The sequence below is a fragment of the Shimia sp. R9_1 genome (genome assembly GCF_017743775.1).
Lineage (GTDB): Bacteria > Pseudomonadota > Alphaproteobacteria > Rhodobacterales > Rhodobacteraceae > Shimia.
The window spans coordinates 58510-78998 of the sequence record NZ_JAGHRN010000004.1 but is presented as its reverse complement, the minus strand read 5'-3'; the positions used below and the strand labels follow the sequence as shown (position 1 = coordinate 78998).

The 20489-nt window shown below is 60.4% G+C and carries 21 protein-coding genes; 9 read left to right on the top strand and 12 right to left on the bottom strand.

The window, feature by feature from the left end; all coding sequences use genetic code 11:
- Positions 1-316 precede the first annotated feature (316 nt).
- From J7399_RS13755 to J7399_RS13740, 4 genes are all read left to right on the top strand, one after another.
- A complete protein-coding gene (locus tag J7399_RS13755; protein ID WP_209086931.1) occupies positions 317-889 on the top strand; it encodes an invasion associated locus B family protein in 573 nt (190 codons plus the stop codon).
- 125 nt (positions 890-1014) lie between these two features.
- Positions 1015-1911, top strand: a complete 897-nt coding sequence (locus tag J7399_RS13750) for an S-methyl-5'-thioadenosine phosphorylase (protein WP_209086929.1) — start codon at positions 1015-1017, stop codon at positions 1909-1911.
- Positions 1912-1974: 63 nt separating this feature from the next.
- Positions 1975-2814, top strand: coding sequence for a hypothetical protein (locus J7399_RS13745; protein ID WP_209063748.1), 840 nt, complete (start codon positions 1975-1977; stop codon positions 2812-2814).
- A gap of 79 nt (positions 2815-2893) precedes the next feature.
- A complete protein-coding gene (locus J7399_RS13740) occupies positions 2894-3523 on the top strand; it encodes a LysE family translocator (RefSeq protein ID WP_209063750.1) in 630 nt (209 codons plus the stop codon).
- 36 nt (positions 3524-3559) lie between these two features.
- Here J7399_RS13740 and J7399_RS13735 read toward each other — a convergent pair whose 3' ends face one another.
- Complete coding sequence (locus J7399_RS13735; protein WP_209087344.1) at positions 3560-3784, bottom strand: hypothetical protein; 225 nt, start codon at positions 3782-3784, stop codon at positions 3560-3562.
- 110 nt (positions 3785-3894) lie between these two features.
- Between J7399_RS13735 and J7399_RS21105 the strand changes: the two genes are divergently transcribed.
- On the top strand, positions 3895-4023 hold the full coding sequence (locus J7399_RS21105; RefSeq protein ID WP_280637739.1) for a hypothetical protein: 129 nt from the start codon (positions 3895-3897) through the stop codon (positions 4021-4023).
- A 71-nt stretch (positions 4024-4094) separates the two neighbouring features.
- On the top strand, positions 4095-4634 hold the full coding sequence (locus tag J7399_RS13730; RefSeq protein WP_209063752.1) for an adenine phosphoribosyltransferase: 540 nt from the start codon (positions 4095-4097) through the stop codon (positions 4632-4634).
- A 116-nt stretch (positions 4635-4750) separates the two neighbouring features.
- On the opposite strand, the gene J7399_RS13725 is transcribed toward J7399_RS13730, so the two are convergent.
- From J7399_RS13725 to coxB, 11 genes are all read right to left on the bottom strand, one after another.
- The gene (locus J7399_RS13725) at positions 4751-6154 is read right to left on the bottom strand and encodes an FAD-binding oxidoreductase (protein ID WP_209086927.1); all 1404 of its coding nucleotides are present in this window, start codon (positions 6152-6154) and stop codon (positions 4751-4753) included.
- A 73-nt stretch (positions 6155-6227) separates the two neighbouring features.
- Positions 6228-7049: an MBL fold metallo-hydrolase gene (locus J7399_RS13720; protein ID WP_209086926.1), complete on the bottom strand. Its 822-nt coding sequence runs from the start codon at positions 7047-7049 to the stop codon at positions 6228-6230.
- 180 nt (positions 7050-7229) lie between these two features.
- Positions 7230-7820: a GNAT family protein gene (locus J7399_RS13715; RefSeq protein ID WP_209086925.1), complete on the bottom strand. Its 591-nt coding sequence runs from the start codon at positions 7818-7820 to the stop codon at positions 7230-7232.
- Positions 7820-9082: a pitrilysin family protein gene (locus J7399_RS13710; RefSeq protein WP_209086924.1), complete on the bottom strand. Its 1263-nt coding sequence runs from the start codon at positions 9080-9082 to the stop codon at positions 7820-7822. The genes J7399_RS13715 and J7399_RS13710 overlap by 1 nt, the downstream gene beginning before the upstream one ends.
- A complete protein-coding gene (gene thrC, locus J7399_RS13705) occupies positions 9079-10467 on the bottom strand; it encodes a threonine synthase (protein WP_209086923.1) in 1389 nt (462 codons plus the stop codon). The genes J7399_RS13710 and thrC overlap by 4 nt, the downstream gene beginning before the upstream one ends.
- Positions 10464-11150 (bottom strand): SURF1 family protein, encoded by a 687-nt coding sequence (locus J7399_RS13700; RefSeq protein ID WP_209086922.1) that lies wholly within the window; start codon positions 11148-11150, stop codon positions 10464-10466. Before J7399_RS13700 ends, thrC begins: the two co-directional genes overlap by 4 nt.
- Positions 11151-11260: 110 nt before the next feature.
- Positions 11261-12061: a cytochrome c oxidase subunit 3 gene (locus J7399_RS13695; protein WP_209063767.1), complete on the bottom strand. Its 801-nt coding sequence runs from the start codon at positions 12059-12061 to the stop codon at positions 11261-11263.
- Between the two features lie 48 nt (positions 12062-12109).
- Positions 12110-12709, bottom strand: coding sequence for a cytochrome c oxidase assembly protein (locus tag J7399_RS13690; protein WP_209086921.1), 600 nt, complete (start codon positions 12707-12709; stop codon positions 12110-12112).
- Complete coding sequence (locus tag J7399_RS13685) at positions 12709-12876, bottom strand: hypothetical protein (RefSeq protein ID WP_058240054.1); 168 nt, start codon at positions 12874-12876, stop codon at positions 12709-12711. The genes J7399_RS13690 and J7399_RS13685 overlap by 1 nt, the downstream gene beginning before the upstream one ends.
- 2 nt (positions 12877-12878) lie before the next feature.
- Positions 12879-13817: a heme o synthase gene (cyoE, locus tag J7399_RS13680; RefSeq protein ID WP_209079404.1), complete on the bottom strand. Its 939-nt coding sequence runs from the start codon at positions 13815-13817 to the stop codon at positions 12879-12881.
- A gap of 95 nt (positions 13818-13912) precedes the next feature.
- Positions 13913-14761, bottom strand: a complete 849-nt coding sequence (gene coxB / locus J7399_RS13675; RefSeq protein ID WP_209079405.1) for a cytochrome c oxidase subunit II — start codon at positions 14759-14761, stop codon at positions 13913-13915.
- Between the two features lie 178 nt (positions 14762-14939).
- Between coxB and tldD the strand changes: the two genes are divergently transcribed.
- The 3 genes from tldD to topA all read left to right on the top strand — a co-directional run bounded on the left by tldD (position 14940) and on the right by topA (position 20450).
- Positions 14940-16361: a metalloprotease TldD gene (tldD, locus tag J7399_RS13670; protein WP_209086919.1), complete on the top strand. Its 1422-nt coding sequence runs from the start codon at positions 14940-14942 to the stop codon at positions 16359-16361.
- A 157-nt stretch (positions 16362-16518) separates the two neighbouring features.
- Complete coding sequence (gene dprA, locus J7399_RS13665) at positions 16519-17667, top strand: DNA-processing protein DprA (RefSeq protein WP_209086917.1); 1149 nt, start codon at positions 16519-16521, stop codon at positions 17665-17667.
- Positions 17668-17846: 179 nt separating this feature from the next.
- Positions 17847-20450 carry a type I DNA topoisomerase gene (gene topA / locus J7399_RS13660; RefSeq protein WP_209086915.1) on the top strand — a complete coding sequence of 868 codons (2604 nt, stop codon included), beginning with the start codon at positions 17847-17849 and terminating at the stop codon, positions 20448-20450.
- Positions 20451-20489 lie beyond the last annotated feature (39 nt).

Sequence of the window (20489 nt, the reverse complement as noted above, 5' to 3'; positions counted from 1 at the left end):
GCTACCTACGTCTGTCAGGGAATGTTCGCTGTTGTGGCCTCCCTAACGGGTTTGAGCCTTGCAAACAATAGCGGGCACCTGTGGCGTAGGCTCGGGGGGGCATTTCCACAACGCTTAAGGGCACATAGGCTTGGCACTGCTGCCAAAACCGGCATCCTCTCGGGCGCACAAAGCGGCCCTGATCACAAACTCATGTTGTCACGTGATTGGACAATGCACGCCTATGGGGAGAAGCTGTCGCCAGTTTCGCCCACTCACGCTGCCACCACTCACACGCCACCACTCACGCCCTCCCCGTCTCGCCAAAGGACCAACCATGCGCTGGCTCATCGCACTGCTTCTCGCCGCTTCCCCCCTGGCCACTTCCCCCCTGGCCGCTCAGGATCAGGACGGCAACGACCGCCCCTCCAACTGGCGCGTCACCCATCATGAGATCCACGACATCTGGAACACCATCTGTGACGAGCGCGAAGAAAGCGGCACGCTCGCCCAGCGCTGCTATATCCGCCGCGTCGATGTCTTCTCCCCACAGCCCAAATTTGCCGCGCAGTTCTTCTTCCTCACCCCCGGTGCGGAGAGCGGCTATGACATCGAATTTGGCATGGAACTCGGCACGCTGACCGCCGCCGGCAACTTCCGGATCGAGCGCGATCAAGCCTCCGTCTGGCACACCAACCGCGTGGGCTGTCTCACCGGTGCCTCCTGTCGCTTTGACGGCGCGGCGGCCGATACGCTGGTTCAGGAAATGCGCACCGGCGGCGATCTGCGCTTCACCTTCCGCGACCGCCACGGCACCTCGCAGGATCTGACATGGCCGCTCACAGGGTTTGAAGCCGCCTATACGGACTATGTCGCCCAGCTGTCTGAGCGCGGGTTGCAAACGCCTTAAACAGCGCCATGTGCTGGCGCGCGCACCAAAGCCTCTGACAGAGCGGTGACACCCGCGCCTTTTCCTTGCAATTCCGCGGCCCGCCGCCCAAGACTGCCTCCAACATCTGGAACTGGGAGACAGCCATGACTGAGGCCACCAAAGAGACCATGATCGCCGTGATCGGCGGCTCCGGAATTTATGACATCGACGGGCTGGAGGACGCCAAATGGCAGGCGGTCGAAAGCACCTTCGGCACCCCGTCTGACGAAATCCTCACTGGTCGTTTGGATGGCGTCAAAATGGCCTTCCTGCCGCGCCATGGCCGCGGCCATGTCCACACGCCCTCCTCGGTTCCTTACCGCGCCAACATCGACGCGCTCAAACGCCTTGGCGCAACCGATGTGATCTCTGTCTCCGCCACAGGCTCTTTCCGCGAAGAGATGGCACCGGGCGATTTTGTTATTGTGGATCAATTCATTGACCGTACTTTTGCACGTGAAAAATCCTTCTTTGGCCCCGGCCTTGTGGCGCACGTCAGCGTCGCGCACCCAACCTGCCCGCGCCTCTCAGAAGCCTGCTTCACCGCCGCCAAGGACGCAGGCATCAATGTACACAAAGGCGGCACCTATCTCGCCATGGAAGGCCCGCAGTTCTCCACACTCGCGGAAAGCAAAATGTACCGCGAAAGCTGGGGCGCGGATGTGATCGGCATGACCAACATGCCCGAAGCCAAACTCGCCCGCGAAGCCGAACTCTGCTACGCCTCCGTCGCCATGGTCACCGACTATGACAGCTGGCATCCCGAGCACGGCGAGGTGGATGTTGCTGAGATCATCAAGATCCTAATGGGCAACGCCGACAAAGGCCGCAACATGGTGCGCCGCCTCCCCGCCCTTCTGAGTGCCGAGCGTGCGCCTTGTGAGCACGGCTGTGACCGCGCGCTGGAATTTGCGATTTTGACAGCCCCGGACAAACGCGACCCGGCCATGGTCGAGAAACTCAACGCAGTGGCCGGGCGGGTCCTCAGCCCCGTCGCTTAAAACACAGGGCGCTTTGTGCTATGATCCTCCCAATTTCAGACAAGTTATTTTGGGAGAACGCTTATGAAACAAGGCGCCATTCGCATATTGCAAGACGAATTGGATCGGGCTGGAAAGTACACCGGCCCTATCAACGGTACTCTCAACGCAGCGCTCGACAAATCCGTCGGCGGCCTTATTGAAGCGCGCAAAAGCGACTTGAGCAAATCGCCCGACGGCTGGAGCGCGGCCCGCAAACGGGTCGCCGCCTTTCAACTGATTTGCAAAGACGCAGAGTTTGATCCAGGCCCGGCTGATGGACTCTGGGGCACCATGACAGAGTCGGCCTATTCTGACTTTCGATTTTTCAAAGAGACCGGCGAACGCCCTCTCAGTTTCCGCGACATTGAACCGCTCAATGCCAACCCAAACGGTTGGCCAACAGACCGCTCGGGACAAGCTGAACTCTTTGACTTTTTTGACTTCAACCCCAACAACGGCGGGCAACCGGCAACCACCTCCGTGCGAGCGCCTTGGACGCTGAAACTCGCTTGGGACCGCTCGGTCAAAACCACCAAGATTGGTTGCCACCCCAAAGTGGCCCAAAGCCTGGAAAAAGTGCTCACGAACATCGCAGAGCATTACGACGAGTCTGCGCGCGAACTTCTCGGTCTGGACATCTATGGCGGTTGCTTGAACGTGCGCAAAAAACGCGGCGGCTCCACATGGTCGACCCATTCCTTCGCTTGCGCGATCGATTTTGATCCGGGCCGCAACAAGCTGAAATGGGGCTGGGATCGCGCCCGCCTCGCCCGCGCAGACTGCCTCGATTTCTGGCGCTTCTGGGAAGAAGAAGGCTGGCTATCTCTCGGGCGCGAGAAGAACTTTGACTGGATGCATGTCCAAGCCATCAAACTGCCCTAACCCCAATCTGCGCTGGACGCCGCGGATGTGATGTTGTTTCTTGCCCGAACACAACATCACCCTCAAATCAGGTTGCCCCATGCCCTTTGATCTCTGGCTGACCTTTGTCGCGGCCTCCACCGCGCTCTTGCTGATCCCCGGCCCCACCATCCTTCTGGTGCTGAGCTACGCGCTCACTCAAGGGCGGCAGGTGGCGGTGGCCACGGCAGCCGGTGTCGCTTTGGGCGATCTGATCGCCATGTCGGCCTCTCTCTTGGGACTTGGCGCCATTGTACTGGCCTCCGCAACCGCCTTCACGGTGCTGAAATGGGTCGGGGCCGTCTACCTGCTGTGGCTCGGCTTCAAGATGCTGCGCAGTGCGGGCACAACCGATCTTGGCGACCTCGCCAAAAGCAGCGAGCTTCCGGCGCGCGGCGTGTTTGGCCATGCCGCCGCCGTCACTGCCCTCAACCCCAAGAGCATCGGCTTCTTCATCGCCTTTGTGCCGCAGTTCATCACGCCGACCGCGCCCATGCTGCCGCAATTCGCCATTCTGATCGTAACTTTTGTCACCCTCGCCGCGCTCAACGCGCTGGCCTATGCGCTTCTGGCAGACAAAATGCGCAGCCGCATTTCGCGCCCCGCCGTGTTACGCACTCTCACCCGCCTGGGTGGGGCAACCCTCATGGGTATGGGCCTGCTCACGGCCACCTTGAAGCGCGCAAGCTAAAGCACCCGGCAATAACCCCAGACGAAGCGCCCCGCCTTAGGCGCTGTTTTTCTTGAGAAACTTGCGGATAAACCCGCGGATCTCCCGCGCGGCGCTGGTGTCGAGCTCTTTGCACAGCTCCACGAAGGCGTCGCGCTCTTCTTTATCAAGCCGCAAAATCAGCTGACTGTCCTTCTTGGCTTTGGACTTTTCCTTGGCCTTCGCTTTTGTCTTCTTGCTCGAAGACGCAGCCCCTGCCTCTGTTGCACCCTGATCTGCCACCTTAACCCCCTGGTAAGGAATACCTTGATATCCTGAGAAGCGTATATACGTTAAATATACATAGTCCAGAAAATTCTAAAAAGCAGAAGCAGTTAACGAAAGGACATGCGATGAATCTCTACACCGCCAAAACTCTGTTGGTGAATGATCGCTTGGATTGGCACAAACCGCACGCGCGCTGGCTCACCAACGCGATGTACCGCCTGCGCCGCTACAAAGGCTCGGCAAAACGTCAATAACCTCCTCTTGCGAAATCTTGCGGTATTGGGCAGATGTGAGCCGTCACATAAGCACCATTTTGAGGGACCTCATGCCCAAAGCCGCCAATGTCAAAGACTACATCCGCACCATCGTGGACTTCCCCCATGAGGGCATCATGTTTCGCGATGTCACCACGCTGTTTGCCGACCCGCGCGGCTTTCGCATGGCGATTGACCAGATGCTGCACCCCTATGCGGGCACACGCATCGACAAGGTGGTCGGGCTTGAGGCCCGCGGCTTCATCCTCGGTGGCGCGATTGCCCACCAGCTGAGCGTCGGCTTTGTGCCGATCCGCAAAAAAGGCAAACTGCCCGGCACCACCATCTCCCAGGACTACAAACTGGAATACGGCGAGGCGATCGTGGAAATCCACGATGACGCCATCCAGCCGGGTGAAAAGGTTTTGGTGGTGGATGATCTGCTGGCCACCGGCGGCACCGCTGAGGCCGGCATCAAGCTGATCGAGCGTCTGGGCGGCGAAATCATCAGCTGCTCTTTCATCATCGACCTGCCCGAACTCGGCGGCCGCGAAAAGCTCGAAGCCATGGGCATGGATGTCTCCGTGCTTTGCGAGTTTGAAGGCCTCTGAGCCCACCCAAAACGGATAGGTGGCGCGCCCTTACGTAAAGTGAGGGGCGCTGCCCCTGACACATCTGCGATGTGTCTACCCCGGGATATTTGGGGCAAGAGGAAACCTGGCGCGCCCTAAAGCACCGCGCCGGGGTTCATGATCCCGGCCGGATCCAGCGCCGCCTTGATGGCGCGCATCGCCGCCAGTCGCGCGGGATCACCGTATTTCTGCAAGGCCGCGACTTTCATCCGCCCTACCCCGTGCTCCGCACTGAACGAGCCGCCATAGCTGTGCACGAGGTCATAGACCGCCTCACTCACGCTGTGGCGAATGTTGTCATAGTCATGCCGGTTGCCACCTTTGGGTGGAAAGACATTGTAGTGCAGATTGCCGTCACCCAGATGGCCAAAACAGTTGATCCGGAATGGGCCAAAACTCTCAACCTTGGCATTCGCCTCCACAATGAAATCCGGCAAGGCGCTCAGCGGCAGCGAAATGTCATGGCTCGCCACTGAGCCGATCTTCTTGTTGGCAATCGGGATATGCTCCCGCAGGCTCCAGAATTCTGCGCGCTGCGTTTCGCTTTGCGCGATCAGCCCATCGCGCACCAGCCCCGCTTCCAGTGCTGCCACAAACAACGCCTCCAGCGCCGCATCCGCGCCGTTTTGCAGGCCCAGCTCGATCAGCACAGACCACGCGGGCGGCGTCTCAAACGGCAGGCGCACATCCGGCAAGGTCTCCGCCACAAAATGCATCCCCTGAGCGCTCAGCAACTCAAAGGCGCTCACGCCTTCGCCAACCTGATCACGCGCCAAAGCGAGCAGTCGCAGCGCCGCTTCCGGATCGGTGACCTGCAAGATCGCCGTGCCCACCGAGCGTGGCCGCGGAAAAAGCTTCAGCGCCGCGCCGGTGATCACCCCCAGCGTGCCTTCCGCCCCCACCAGCAGGTTGCGCAGATCATAGCCGGTGTTGTCCTTGCGCAGCCGCGTCAGCCCGTTCCAGATCTCCCCATTGGGCAGCACCGCCTCCAGCCCAAGGCAGAGGTCGCGCGTATTGCCATAGCGCAGCACATTGAGCCCACCCGCGTTGGTCGAAAGATTGCCACCAATGCGGGCAGAGCCTTCGGAACCAAGTGAGAGCGGAAACAGCCGGTCCACAGCCTCTGCAGCCTGTTGGATCTCGGCCAGAATGGCCCCGGCGTCGGCAACCAGCACATTCTCCAACGGATGCACGGCGCGAATACGGTTCATCCGCTCAAGCGACAGCACCACCGGTGCCGGTCCCTCGGTTTTGATCTGCCCGCCCACAAGCCCCGTGCCGCCGCCATATGGCACCAGCGGCACCTGCGCCGCCGCACAGGCTTTCACAATGACGGAGACTTCCTCGGCACTGCGTGGCAGGGCCAAAACACCGCCACCGCCAAAGAACCGCCCGCGCGGCTCTTCCAGATACCGCGCCTCAGGCGCACGCAACGTGTCTGCGGGCAGCGTGGCGGCAAGACGGTCAGCAAAGGCGGGGGTGGCGGCTTGTAATGTCATGCCAAAGACTTACGGGAGCCCGCCTCCCCCGTCCAGAGCGCAGCCCGCAAAGAGCGCGCCGCCCCGCTTGCCCTCACTCCGGGTCTTGCAGAAAGCGGGGCATCAGCACCTTGATGGTCGGCTGTTTCGGCAAATCCCGCAGGCTCACGGTCAGCGAGGAACCGGCATTGCGCTCAATCAGGTATTCATCTGACATGCCGGTCAAAAACGCTTCCAGCGTCCAGCTCTCAAACCAATGCATCGGGATCACCACCTGCGCTTTCAGATTGCGCAGCACCCGCATCATGGTCACCACATCAAGGCTCATGCCACCATCCACCGCCGCCATCACCACATCCATGCGCCCAAGGGCCGCATATTGCGCCGGAATTGGTTCGTGATGCAAATGGCCCAGATGGCCGATGCACAGCCCCGCCACCTCAAAGACAAAGATCGAATTGCCCTTTTCCTCAATCCCGCCATAGCTACGAATGTCGGTCGAGACATTGCGCACCAGCATGGAGCCCAGATCAAGGTGGTGCTCAATGCCCAGCCCATAGTCCCCCCAGCCCGGCAAAACATGCGGGATCGCGGGATCGGGATTTGCCGTCCAATGGGTGCTGTGGGCGTGGTTCATGGTGACCACATCGGGCACAAAATCCGTGGCGCCCAGAAATCCGGTATAATCGGTCACCACATCAATGCCGTCATGGCTCTGGATCAGGAAAGAGGCGTGGGAGATATAGCTGATGCGCACCGCATGCTCGGCCACTGGATCGCGAAAGGAGGCTTTGTGCAGATAGGTGATCCCCGGCGCTTCCGCCAAAGCGATGCAGTGGCTTGGCCGCCGATCCTGCGCCTCTGCGGCTCCGACCCAAAGCGCCAATGCCGCGCCCAATCCGATGAGAATTCGCATTCTGCCTGCCTCCCTGTGGCTCGCCATTGAGCCGGAGCATAGCAGAATTTGCGCCGCCTCGCGCGCGTGCACTTCAGGCGGCCTGATAGGTCTTCATTCTGCCTCTAGGTACTTAGCGTTTTCATGGGGAGACACATCCCAGATGTGGCGGGGGCAAAGCCCCCAAACGCGCCCAAGTCCTCAGACCTGCCCCGCAAGAGTGCGCCCACGTCGGTCATGGCGCAGTGCGGCGTAAAGAACATGGGTGCGCCAGCGGCCGTTGATCTGCAGATAGCTCTGCGCCACACCTTCGTATTTGAAACCGGATTTCTCCAGCACCCCGCGGCTGGCGACGTTTTCAGGCAGACAGGCGGCTTCGATGCGGCTCAGATCAAGCCGCGTGAACGCATGGTGCACAACCGCCTCAATCGCCTCGCTCATATAGCCGTTGCGGGCAAAGGCCTGCCCCACCCAATAGCCCAGCGTGCCCGCCTGTGCAGGCCCGCGCCGGATATTGTCCAGCGTAATCGCTCCCAACAGCGTTTCATCCGCCCGACGAAAGATAAACAGCGGCACCGCCGTGTCTCCAGAGATCGACCGCTGCGCCCAGTAAACCCGATTGGTAAAGCTCTTGCGGCTCAGATGGGTGCTGGCCCAGACCGGCTCCCACGGGGTGAGGAAATCCTCACTCTTGCTGCGCAGCGCGGCCCATTCGCGAAAATCCGCGTGAATCGGCGGACGCAGGGTCAGCCGATCGGTCTCGATCCGCACCTTGCGCCGCGTCATCAACATCAGGCAGCACGCCTTTCTTCCAGCGCCTCAAGCGCCGGCGCACCGGACACAGGACCGTAAAGCGCCATGGCGCTGCGGGCCTTGGTGGCCATCTGCTCGGCAAAGGCGCGCACATCCGCGTCGCTCACCGCATCAATCCGCGCCACGGTTTCTGTCAGCCCCGGAATCTTGCCCCAGATTGCCAGCATCCGCGCCAGACGTTCCGCGCGGCTTGACGGGCTCTCAAGCCCCATCAGCAGGCCCGCTTTCATCTGTGTGCGTGCCCGCGCGATCTCTTTGGCGGACATTTCCTCCGCCGCGCGCTTCAGCTCATCAATGGTGATCTCGGCCAGCTCGGCAATCTGGCTGCCCGAGGTGCCCGCGTAGATCGTGGTCATGCCGGTGTCCGCATAAGCGCCGGTCTGGGCAAAGATCGAGTAACACAGGCCGCGTTTCTCGCGCACTTCCTGGAACAGGCGGCTCGACATGCCGCCACCAAGAGCCGTGGAATAGATCTGCGCGGTGTAGATATCCGGGCTGCAATAATCCGGGCTTTCAAAGCCAATCGCAAAATGCGCCTGCTCCAGTGCCTTTTCGGTGCGGTATTCGCCACCGGCAAATTGCGCCGGAACCACCTCAATCGCCGGTCCCCGCTCCAGATGGCCAAACATCTCTTCTGCCAGGCGCACGATCTCTTCGTGGTCCACGCCGCCCGCTGCGGCAAGGATCATGCGTTCGGGGCGATAGTGCTCTGCCACAAACCCTGCGAGGTCTTCGCGGCCAAAACGGCGCACATGGTCGCCCTCGCCCAGAATGGTGCGGCCAATCGGCTGATCCGGATAGGCACGCTCCTGCAGCCAGTCAAAGACCACATCATCGGGCGTATCCAGCGCCTGACCGATCTCCTGCAGGATCACACCGCGCTCCACCTCGATCTCATTGGGATCAAAGATCGGGTTCAGCACAATGTCGCCCACCACATCCATGGCCAGCGCAACATCGTCTTTCAGAACGCGGGCGTAATAGGCTGTGACCTCGCGGCTGGTGTAGGCGTTGATATAGCCGCCCACATCCTCGATCGTCTCCGCGATCTCCAGCGCATTGCGCCGCTTGGTGCCTTTAAACGCCATATGCTCCAGAAAATGGGCGATGCCGTTCTGCGGCGCGCGCTCATGGCGCCCGCCTGCGCTCACCCAGATGCCGATCGAGGCGCTTTCCAGCCCCGGCATGTTTTCTGTTGCGATGCGAAACCCGTTGGAAAGGGTGTGAAGTTGAACTGTCAACGTTGTGCAATCCGTTCCTGTACCAGCGCTTCCAGCGCCTTGAGATCATTTGGAACGCGGGTCACGCGCTCCACTTTGTCCATCATATCCGCCATATGTGGCGGAAGTGCGGGCCGTGCCCCCATCGCCGCTTCCACTGCATCCGGGAATTTTGCCGGATGGGCCGTGGCCAGCGTGACCATGGGTGTTTCGCCCAGATAGGCATTCGCAACCTTCACGCCAACCGCAGAATGCGGACAGAGCACCTCACCACAGGCGCCAAAGGCCCCGGTGATGGTGGCGTTGGTCTCCTCTTCAGAGGCGCGCCCGCTGTCAAAGTTCTCCCGCAGCGCTTCCATCGCGCCCTGGCTGATCGAAAAGGAGCCGTCTTTCAGCTCTTCCATCAGCTGCGCCACGGCACCGCCGTCACGGCCATAGGCATCAAACAGCGCGCGCTCAAAGTTGGAGCTCACCTGAATATCCATAGAGGGGCTGATCGACGGGGTCACACCCTCTTTGGTATAGGCTCCGCTTTCCATGGTGCGGTGCAGAATGTCGTTCTGGTTGGTCGCGATCACCAGCCGGTCAATCGGCAGGCCCATCTTCTTGGCGATATAGCCTGCAAAGATGTCGCCAAAGTTGCCGGTCGGCACGGTGAAGCTCACCTTGCGGTGCGGCGCGCCAAGGCTCACGGCAGAAGTGAAGTAATATACCACCTGCGCCAGCACCCGCGCCCAGTTGATCGAGTTCACACCGGCGAGCTTCACACCGTCGCGGAACTCAAAATCATTGAACATGTCTTTCAGGCGCGCCTGACAATCGTCAAAGTCACCATCGAGCGCCAGCGCATGCACATTGCTGTCTTCAGGCGTGGTCATCTGCTTGCGCTGAATGTCAGACACCCGGCCATGCGGGAACAGGATGAACACATCCACATTGTCCAAACCACGGAAGGCCTCAATCGCGGCAGAGCCGGTGTCGCCAGAAGTCGCGCCCACGATGGTCACACGCTCATTGCGGCGCGCCAGCGAGAATTGGAACAGCTGACCAATCAGCTGCATGGCGAAGTCTTTGAACGCCAATGTCGGGCCGTGAAACAGCTCCATCAGGAAATGATTGGGGGCCAGCTGAACCAGCGGTGCGCGCGCCTCATGGCGGAAGTTGGCATAGGCCCGCGCGATGATGCCTTGGAACTCTTCATCAGTGAACGCGTCACCCACAAAGGGGCGCATCACGGTGAAAGCCACCTCTTCGTAGGATTTCCCGGCCATGGCTACGATCTCTTCCGCACTCAGCGTCGGGATGGTCTCAGGCACATAGAGCCCGCCATCACGCGCGAGACCGGTCAGCATCGCCTCCTCAAAGCTCAGCTCCGGGGCGTTTCCGCGGGTCGAAATGTATTTCACGTCTCTTCAGCCTTTTTGGTTTTGCGCATCCGGCGCAGGTAATACAGCGTCATCGCCACCCAGACAATCGCCAGTCCGAACCATGTGATGACATATTCAAGGTGATTGTTGGGAATGGCAGCGCCATCCACCGGCAGCGGCGTGACTTTGGGCGCATTTTCGCTGATCTCGCGCACCACAACCAGCACCGGCTCCGCATCCAGCGCCGTCGCCATCTCTGCCACATCACGGGCAAACCAGATGTTTGCCGCCTGATCATTTTCAGGGGTGAAGCTGTCCCGCTCATCCGGCCAGTGCAGGTTGCCGGTGATGTCTGCCTCAAAGGACGGCCGCGCCATCTCTTTGTTTTCCGCCTTCACCCAGCCGCGATCCACCATGATCCGGCGGCCATCGGCGGTCTCAAAGGCGCTGACAATCCGGTAAACCGCCCCCACTTCACGGGTGCTGGCAAGCAGGTGGATTTCATCCGCCGTGACCCTGCCCTGCACCGCAACCGGCAGATAGAGGTCCTGCTCGGGATCCACAGCCTCTGGCAAAGCCACCGGCGCGCTTGCAATTCGCGCCGCGATGTCGGCCAGAACACCCTCTTTCCATGTCAGCCGTTGCAACTGCCAAGTGCCCAGCGACACCAGCACAACCGTGCCCAAAATGCCAAAGAACAGCGGCAGGATCAGACGGTGCAAAGAGGTGGTCCTTTCAAAGAAAAATCGCGGCAGGAACACCCACCGCGATTTGCTTTAATCTTATCCGCGCTACAGGATCAACCTTTTGTGGCGCGGCATATCGGAGCGGCTTACTGGCCCCAGATGTAGACGGCTGCGAAAAGGAACAGCCAGACCACATCCACAAAGTGCCAGTACCAGGCTGCGGCCTCGAAACCGACGTGCTTTTCCTTGGTGAAATGGCCCGCGTTCAGACGCAGCAGGCAAACCAGCAGGAAGATGGTGCCAATGACCACGTGGAAGCCGTGGAAACCGGTCGCCATGAAGAAGGTCGCGCCATAGATGTTGCCAGCAAAACCGAAGGCCGCGTGGCTGTACTCATAAGCCTGGAACACGGTGAAGATCGCGCCCAGTGCCACTGCGATGATCAGGCCCCACTTCATGTCCTCACGGTTGTCCTCATGCGCCAGCGCGTGGTGCGCCCAGGTGGCCGCACAGCCGGAGCACAAGAGGATCAGCGTGTTGATCAGCGGCAGGTGCCATGGGTCAAAAGTCTCGATGCCCGCAGGTGGCCACACGCCATCCACAGCAGGGCTTTCCGGCCCCATCGGGTACATGGCATGTTTGAAGAAGGTCCAGAACCAAGCGGCAAAGAACATCACTTCGGACATGATGAACAGGATAAAGCCGTAGCGCAGGCCGATCTGCACAACCGGTGTGTGATCGCCGACTTTGCTTTCCGCAACCACATCGGCCCACCAGCCGAACATGACGTAAAGCACGGCCACCAGACCGATCAGAAACACCCAAGGGCCGCTGTCATGCATCCAGAGCACGGCCCCAAAGAGCATGAAGAAGCCGCCCACAGAGCCCAGGAATGGCCACCAGGAGGGGGCCAGAATGTGATAATCGTGATTTTTAGCGTGCGCCATAATAGTTATTCCCTCGTTGGCCGGCTTGCTTTCTTGTCGTTTTGCCCGTCAGTTTCGTTCAGTTGCGCCCACATCTGTCAGATCGACAGAAGCCTCCCCCGCCAGCGCGGCGAGTTCTTCGGGCAATTCGGTTTCATAAAAAGTGTACCCCAAGGTGATCACCTTGATGTATTTCGCGTCCCGGTCATCCACGATCTCCGGATCCACAAAGAAGCTCACCGGCATTGTCACCCGCTCACCGGGCTGCAACACCTGCTCCTCAAAGCAGAAACAGTCGATCTTGGTGAAAAACCCACCGGCATCATAAGGCGCCACATTGTAGCTCGCGGTGCCCGCCACTGGACGGTCAGTCGGGTTGTAGGCTTCGTAAAACGCCAATCCGGTCTCGCCGATGCGCACTTCCATCTCGCGCTGCATGGGCTTGAAATCCCATGGCATATCCCGATCCAATGAGGCGTCAAACCGCAGCTTGATGGTCTTGTCCAGAATGACATCACTGCCCGCCTCAGCGGTGTTGGTCACCCCGCCAAATCCGGTCACCCGACAGAACCAGTCGTAAAACGGCACCGACACCCACGCGAGGGTTCCCATCAACGCAACAACGCCAACGGTCTGCACCAGCGTTTTCGTTTTTGGGTCCATCGCCATCACTGCCCCCTCTGGATGCTGGCATTCTCCGGCTCATAATCGCCGCGTGTCACCTTCACGACCGTCAGGCCGAAGACGATCACAATGAAGCTCACAAGCACCAGCGCCACCCCGAGGTTGCGCCCAAATCTGCGCTTGTGTAGTTCATGCTCCTCCCGAAAACTCATGCTCACCAGCCTCCCAAGCCGTATGGGGCCAAAGCAACCTCTGCGAGGATCGCCCCAAAATGCAAGAAGAGGTATAGAAGCGAGAGTTTGAAAAACCCTTTTTCCCGCGCATAGTCATCCGCTTCCGATGCAGCCTCATCGCGACGCCAGATCGCAAAGGCCCCCAGCACAAACAGCGCGTTCAGCACCAGCGCGGTGGTCAGGTAGATCGGGCCGCCCACATCGGTGAAGCCCATGCCAATGGCCACAACGGCCAGCAGCAGGGTGTAAACCAGAATATGGTTGCGGGTCACGCGGCGGCCATGGGTCACATGCAGCATCGGCACGCCCGCATCTTTGTAGTCAGACTTCATGAACAGACACAGCGCCCAGAAGTGTGGCGGCGTCCACATGAAGGTCAGCGTAAACATCAGCACGCTTTCGATGGACACCCCACCGGTGACCACAGCCCAGCCGATCATCGGAGGGAAAGCCCCAGCCGCGCCACCAATCACGATGTTCTGCGGGGTCCAGCGCTTCAGCCACATGGTGTAGATCACCACATAGAAAAAGATGGTGAAGGCCAGCAGCCCGGCAGCCACCCAATTGGCGGCAAGCCCCAGCATCACAACGGAGAACCCGGAAAGCGCCACGCCAAAGGCCAGCGCCTCTCCCTCAGTCACCTTGCCCGCAGGGATCGGACGGCTCTGGGTGCGCTTCATCACACGGTCGATATCCGCGTCATACCACATGTTCAGCGCGCCAGACGCGCCGCCGCCCACGGCGATGAACAGAATTGCACAGAAGGCCACAAAAGGATGCACCGATCCGGGCGCCGCCAGCAGGCCCACCGCAGCGGTGAACACAACCAGCGACATCACGCGCGGTTTCAGCAGCGCAAAATAGTCGCCAAATTCTGCATCACCGGTGCCGGCTTGCGTGTTGATGCTTGCGTCGCTCATTCTTGTCTCCGTCTGAGGTGTGCGCCGAGCGCACCCCCTACAGATATGGCCTTGGTACTGAAAGGGTGCGCAGCGTGCCGCGCACCTGAGTAAGATCAGTCAGCAGAAGCAACCTGCACGCCTGGCAGCGTGGACATGTCGCCCGCATATTCCTCGATCGCGCCTTTCAGCCACTCATTGTATTCTTCTTCAGACACCACCTGAACTGTGATCGGCATATAGGCGTGGTCTTTGCCGCAAAGCTCGGAACACTGGCCAAAGAAGATGCCTTCACGCTCCGCTTCAAACCAAAGCTGCGCGATACGGCCAGGCACCGCATCCTGCTTTACGCCGAAGGATGGGATGGTCCAGCTGTGGATCACGTCCGCACCGGTCACATCCATCACCACGGTCTTGCCAACAGGCACAACCACTTTGGTGTCGGTTGCCAGCAGATACTCGTCTTCGTTGTAGCCATACTCCGCCAGCGCCTCTTTGCCCAACAGGAAGCTGTCAAACTCGAACTCGTGGTCGGTGTACTCATAGCCCCAGTACCACTGGTAGCCGGTCACCTTGATGTGCACGTCCCCTTCCGGGATTTCCTGCTGGTTGAACAGAACCGGCAGGCTGTTCACACCAATGAACAGCAGGATCAGGATCGGACCAAGCGTCCAGGCAATTTCCAGCGGTGTGTTGTGGGTAAACGCAGAAGGTGTCGGGTTGGAGCGGCGGTTGAAGCGCACCATGCAGTAGACGATCAGGGCGGTCACAAAAATCACGATCAGCGTGATGATCACCAGGATCAACCAATCAAGAGACTGGATTTGCCGTGCCAGCTCGGTCGCTGCGGGCTGGAACCCTGTGGCATTGGGGACTGGCTTGCCAATGGTCTCAGCACTTTGCGCGAGCGCGGAGGACGCTGAAATAGCTGCCGTTAGGCCCAGGAATGTCGATAGAAGTCGCATGTCTCACCCTGATCGGTTGCGTATTGTTTTTTCAATTGTGCGGAAGCGCTGTGCTCTCAACACATCCCCGCTGTTGTTTTAGGCTTAGAAACCATATTCTAAGACTCAAATAAAGATCGAAGCTTGCGGCAAACGGACGCTTTTTTGATCTAGATCAAATTAAGAGGCATGATGGGCTATGGCCGAAAACCACTTCCAACCCTTTGAAAATAAAGTTGATGAGGGCACCGCCCTGCGACTTTTGCGCGCAGCCACCGATGGCGCCGAAGACGGAGAGCTGTTTTTGGAGCGTCGCAGCTCCGAAGCTTTGGTTTTTGATGATGGACGTCTGAAAACCGCCAGTTATGACGCCGCAGAGGGATTCGGTCTGCGTGCTGTGAACGGCGAAGTCTCCGGATATGCCCATGCCTCAGAGATCAGCGAATCCGCGATCAAGCGCGCGGTCGAAACCGCACGGCTCGCCGTTGGCGCGGGCGGCGGCACATTGGCCGCAGGCCCCTCGCCCACCAACCGCAGGCTTTATACGGATGCAGATCCCATTGGCGGCATCGACTTCCCGGTGAAAATCGAAACCCTGCGTGAGATCGACGCCTTTGCCCGCGATCTTGATCCGCGCGTGGTTCAGGTCTCCGCCACTCTGGCCGCCTCACATCAGGAAGTGGTGATCCTGCGCCCTGACGGCACCCAGATCACAGATGTGCGCCCAATGACCCGTGTGAATGTCTCCGTGATCGTTGAGGAAAACGGCCGCCGCGAAAGCGGCTCTGCCGGTGGTGGCGGGCGGCTTGGCCTTGACGGTCTGCTCGATCCGGCGGACTGGCAGGCCAAAACCCGCGAAGCGCTGCGCATCGCTTGCGTGAACCTCTCTGCGGTCCCAGCCCCCGCTGGCCCGATGGAAGTGGTGCTTGGCCCCGGCTGGCCCGGCATTCTTCTGCACGAGGCTGTGGGCCACGGCCTTGAGGGCGACTTCAACCGCAAAGGCAGCTCCAAATTTGCCGGCATGATCGGCCAACAGGTCGCCTCCAAAGGCGTGACGGTGATTGATGACGGCACCATACCCGACCGCCGCGGCTCCATCACCGTGGATGACGAGGGCACGCCCTCTGGCAAAACCACGCTGATCGAAGACGGCATTCTCGTGGGCTACATGCAGGACCGCCAAAACGCACGCCTGATGGGCGTCGCCCCCACCGGCAACGGCCGCCGCGAAAGCTACGCCCATGCGCCCATGCCGCGCATGACCAACACCTACATGGAGGGCGGCATCTCAGATCCCTCCGATCTGGTGGCCTCGCTGAAAGATGGCATCTACGCCGTCGGCTTTGGCGGCGGTCAGGTGGACATCACCAACGGCAAATTTGTGTTCTCCTGCACCGAGGCCTACCGCGTGGAGAACGGCAAAGTCGGCGCGCCCGTCAAAGGCGCCACGCTGATCGGGGATGGCGCCACCGCCATGATGCAGATCAAAGGGCTCGGAAATGACATGGCGCTGGACCCGGGCATGGGCAACTGCGGCAAGGCCGGTCAATGGGTTCCAGTCGGCGTCGGCCAACCCACTGTTCTCATGGACGGATTGACCGTGGGGGGCTCAGCTGCCTGAACGTCAACTTAACTCGACTGCCTAAGCTCAACAAAACAAGGGCTTCCAACCAGAGCTTGAAAATAATTTTGAAAAAAATTCGATTTTCATGCGTTGGTTTACGCCCTGTTAACCACTGAAGACATAAACATTCTCTTGCAAGCAGGCGGAGTTGCGGATGACCGAAGATCGAATTTCTTCCACTCACCCCCAAATCCCACCCACCACGGAGGAAGCGCGATTGCTGCGGCTTCGCCTCTTGCGATCCCGACGCGTCGGGGCCACCACCTTCCACAGATTGATGACAGAATACGGCACAGCGGAGGCTGCGCTTGAGGCGCTGCCGGGCATTGCCAGATCCGCTGGAGTTGCGCGCTATAGCGCCGCCTCCCATCAAGATGCAGAGCGAGAGCTGAAAGACGGCCGTGCTACAGGAGCGCGGCCGATTTTTTTTGGAGAATCGGAGTATCCCGCGCTTCTGGCCGACATTCCCGATGCCCCGCCAATGCTGTGGGCGCAGGGGCAAATGGACCTTTTGCACAAACCCACCATTGCCGTGATCGGAGCGCGCAACGCCTCTTCTTTGGGGCTGCGCATGGCGGCACGTCTTTCCAAAGAGCTGGGTGAGGCTGGCTTCACCATTGTCTCAGGCCTTGCGCGCGGCATTGACGCCGCCGCCCATGCCGCCGCGCTGGAAACCGGCACCATCGCCGTTTACGCAGGCGGCCTGTCCCGTCCCTACCCCGCGCAGAACCTGACGCTTGCGGGCGACATTGCCACGCAGGGCCTGTGCCTGTCAGAGCAGCCCCCCGCCATGGAGCCCCGCGCGCGCCATTTCCCGGCCCGCAACCGCATCATCTCCGGCCTGACCCGCGCCGTTGTGGTGGTGGAGGCCGCCTCTAAATCCGGCAGCCTTCTGACCGCGCGCATTGCGCTGGATCAGGGCCGCGACGTGCTGGCCGTGCCCGGCCATCCGTTTGATGCCCGCGCCGCCGGAACCAATATCCTCATTCGCGACGGGGCCACGCTCGTGCGCGGTGCGGAGGATGTGCTTGAGGTGCTGACCACCCTGCCCCTGCGCGCGCAGCCACAGGCCGTTCCCACCGACATCCCCGCAGATCCCGCGCCGCGCCGCGAACGCAATCTGCGTGAAACCGCCGCGCTGCATTCTGAAATCCTGGGCCGCCTCGGCCCCTCCCCGCTCAGCGAAGATCAGCTAGTGCGCGACCTTTCCCTATCCCCGCAAAAGCTCACCCCCGCGCTTCTGGATCTGGAGGTCAGCGGCAAAATCACCCGCCTCTCCGGTGGGTTGCTCTGCAAAAACTGAGCCCGCATGTGTTTTGTGCAGCCGCCCAAACCTTGCACGCAAATGCCCTGCCCCCCACATCACACACACGCCCTGTTCACCTCAAAGTAACAACAAAAACCACCATGGATTGACAATCCCCCCTTTCGCCCCACATTTTTCGCCGCCATAAGGCTCGCGCCGAGTCGAGAGGAAATTGAATGCCAGTAGTTGTCGTAGAATCCCCAGCCAAAGCCAAAACGATCAATAAGTATCTTGGCTCAGATTATACTGTTCTGGCGTCCTACGGCCACGTGCGCGACCTCCCGGCCAAAGACGGCTCGGTCGACACCGACAATGAATTTGACATGACATGGGAAGTCGGCACCGACAGCCGCAAACATGTCAAAGCCATCGCCGATGCGCTGAAAGAAGACAACGCGCTCATTCTCGCGACCGACCCCGATCGCGAAGGAGAGGCGATCAGCTGGCACCTTGAGGAAGCCCTGCGCAAGCGCCGCGCCATCAAGAAAGACACGCCTGTGTCTCGCGTGGTGTTCAATGCGATCACCAAAACCGCGGTGACCGAGGCGATGCAGAACCCGCGTCAGGTGGATCAGCCGCTGGTGGATGCCTATCTCGCCCGCCGCGCGCTCGACTATCTTGTGGGCTTCAATCTCTCCCCCGTGCTCTGGCGCAAACTGCCCGGCGCGCGCTCTGCGGGCCGCGTGCAATCGGTGTGCCTGCGCCTCATCGTTGAGCGCGAGATGGAGATCGAGGCGTTCAACGCTCGCGAATACTGGTCCGTAAAAGCCCTGCTCGCCACCCCGCGCGGCAAAGAGTTTGAGGCCCGCCTCACCGTTTTGGGCGGCGAGAAGCTCGACAAATACGCGCTGGAAAACAGCACCGCCGCCGAACTGGCCGTGCAGGCGATCCAGTCCCGCGACCTCTCTGTGGCGCGCGTCGAGGCCAAGCCCGCCTCCCGCAACCCATCTGCGCCCTTCATGACCTCCACGCTCCAGCAGGAGGCCAGCCGCAAATTCTCCATGGGTGCCCGCCAATGCATGAGCGCCGCCCAGCGCCTCTATGAGGCCGGTTACATCACCTATATGCGGACCGACGGCATCGACATGGCGCCCGAAGCCGTGGCCGCAGCGCGTGACGCGATCCAGACGCTTTATGGCGATGACTACGTGCCCGCCGAGCCGCGCATCTACAAAAACAAAGCCAAAAACGCACAGGAAGCGCACGAATGTATCCGCCCAACGGATATGATGCGCAAACCCGATGACCTGAAAGTCACCGACGCCGATCAGCGCAAGCTTTATGACCTGATCTGGAAGCGCACGCTGGCCTGCCAAATGGCTGGCGCCCGCATGGAGCGCACCACGGTCGACATCGCCTCTGACGATCAACAGGTCGAGCTGCGCGCCACCGGTCAGGTGGTGCTGTTTGACGGCTTCATGCGCGTCTATGAAGAAGGCCGCGACGATCAGGTTGTCGATGACGACGACAAGCGCCTGCCCCAGATCATGCAGGGCGAAAAGGCCGACAAACGCACCGTGACCCCGGAGCAGCATTTCACCCAGCCACCGCCCCGCTACACCGAGGCGACACTGGTGAAAAAGATGGAAGAGCTCGGCATCGGCCGCCCTTCCACCTATGCCTCCGTGATCACCACCATTCAGGATCGCGAATACGTCCGCAAAGACAAAAATCGCCTCTTCCCAGAGGACAAAGGCCGCATCGTCACGATCTTCCTTTTGAACTTCTTCCGCACCTATGTCGGCTATGAGTTCACCGCGAACCTCGAAGAGGAGCTCGATGACGTCTCCGCAGGCAACCGCGACTACAAAAACGTGCTTGCGCGCTTCTGGAAAGATTTTTCCGCCGCCATCGGCGAAACCAGCGAGCTGCGCATTTCCGAGGTGCTCGACGTGCTCGATGACGCGCTGGCCCCACAGCTCTATCCGCCACGCGAAGACGGCTCCGATCCGCGCGTCTGCCCGAAATGCGGCAACGGCCAGCTGCATCTCAAAAGCTCCCGCACCGGCGGCTTTGTCGGCTGCGGCAACTACCCCGAATGCACCTACACCCGACCGATTGCGGGTGAAGGCGCTGATGGCGACGAGCGTGTGCTTGGCGAAGACGCAGGGGATGAAATCTGGCTCAAGGCTGGCCGCTTTGGGCCCTATGTGCAACGTGGTGAGCCAACGCCTGAGAACAAGAAGCCGCCACGTGCCTCCCTGCCCCGTGGCTGGAACAAGGACGACATGGACCTCGCCAAGGCCCTGACGCTCCTGTCCCTGCCCCGTGAAATCGGCATGCACCCCGAAGGCGGCATGATCACCTCGAACTTTGGCCGTTTCGGCCCTTACGTGATGCACCAGCTGCCCGACGACGCAAAGCCGGTCTACGCCAACCTCAAAGACCCCAACGATGTCTTTGAAATCGGCATGAACCACGCGGTCGAGCTGCTGACTGAAAAGCGCAACAACCCGGGCCGTCGCGGCGGCGGCGCAGCTGCCAAACCGCTGCGCGAGCTGGGCGAACACCCCGATGACGGCGGCGCGGTCAACATCATGGACGGCCGCTACGGCGCCTATGTGAAATGGGAAAAAGTCAACGCCACCATCCCCAAAGAGGTGGAAGTGGCCGACGTGACCATGGAGCAGGCGGTCCAGTGGATCGCCGAAAAAGCGGCCAAGAAAAAGCCGACGCGCAAGAAAGCGGCCCCCAAGAAAACCGCTGCGAAAAAGAAAGCGCCCGCCAAAAAGGCAGCGGCCAAGAAGGCCACAACAAAAAAAGCGGCTGACACAGAATAAGCTGTCCCACCCAAAGAAAGGCCCCCACGCGGGGCCTTT

What these genes read in the sequence shown, in the direction of transcription:
- J7399_RS13755 (WP_209086931.1), top strand. Translation starts at nt 317, where the DNA reads ATGCGCTGGCTCATCGCACTGCTTCTCGCCGCTTCCCCCCTGGCCACT.
- J7399_RS13750 (WP_209086929.1), top strand. Translation starts at nt 1,015, where the DNA reads ATGACTGAGGCCACCAAAGAGACCATGATCGCCGTGATCGGCGGCTCC.
- J7399_RS13745 (WP_209063748.1), top strand. Translation starts at nt 1,975, where the DNA reads ATGAAACAAGGCGCCATTCGCATATTGCAAGACGAATTGGATCGGGCT.
- J7399_RS13740 (WP_209063750.1), top strand. Translation starts at nt 2,894, where the DNA reads ATGCCCTTTGATCTCTGGCTGACCTTTGTCGCGGCCTCCACCGCGCTC.
- J7399_RS21105 (WP_280637739.1), top strand. Translation starts at nt 3,895, where the DNA reads ATGAATCTCTACACCGCCAAAACTCTGTTGGTGAATGATCGCTTGGAT.
- J7399_RS13730 (WP_209063752.1), top strand. Translation starts at nt 4,095, where the DNA reads ATGCCCAAAGCCGCCAATGTCAAAGACTACATCCGCACCATCGTGGAC.
- J7399_RS13725 (WP_209086927.1), bottom strand. Translation starts at nt 6,154, where the DNA reads ATGACATTACAAGCCGCCACCCCCGCCTTTGCTGACCGTCTTGCCGCC.
- J7399_RS13720 (WP_209086926.1), bottom strand. Translation starts at nt 7,049, where the DNA reads ATGCGAATTCTCATCGGATTGGGCGCGGCATTGGCGCTTTGGGTCGGA.
- J7399_RS13715 (WP_209086925.1), bottom strand. Translation starts at nt 7,820, where the DNA reads ATGTTGATGACGCGGCGCAAGGTGCGGATCGAGACCGATCGGCTGACC.
- J7399_RS13695 (WP_209063767.1), bottom strand. Translation starts at nt 12,061, where the DNA reads ATGGCGCACGCTAAAAATCACGATTATCACATTCTGGCCCCCTCCTGG.
- J7399_RS13690 (WP_209086921.1), bottom strand. Translation starts at nt 12,709, where the DNA reads ATGGCGATGGACCCAAAAACGAAAACGCTGGTGCAGACCGTTGGCGTT.
- J7399_RS13685 (WP_058240054.1), bottom strand. Translation starts at nt 12,876, where the DNA reads ATGAGTTTTCGGGAGGAGCATGAACTACACAAGCGCAGATTTGGGCGC.
- cyoE (WP_209079404.1), bottom strand. Translation starts at nt 13,817, where the DNA reads ATGAGCGACGCAAGCATCAACACGCAAGCCGGCACCGGTGATGCAGAA.
- coxB (WP_209079405.1), bottom strand. Translation starts at nt 14,761, where the DNA reads ATGCGACTTCTATCGACATTCCTGGGCCTAACGGCAGCTATTTCAGCG.
- tldD (WP_209086919.1), top strand. Translation starts at nt 14,940, where the DNA reads ATGGCCGAAAACCACTTCCAACCCTTTGAAAATAAAGTTGATGAGGGC.
- dprA (WP_209086917.1), top strand. Translation starts at nt 16,519, where the DNA reads ATGACCGAAGATCGAATTTCTTCCACTCACCCCCAAATCCCACCCACC.
- topA (WP_209086915.1), top strand. Translation starts at nt 17,847, where the DNA reads ATGCCAGTAGTTGTCGTAGAATCCCCAGCCAAAGCCAAAACGATCAAT.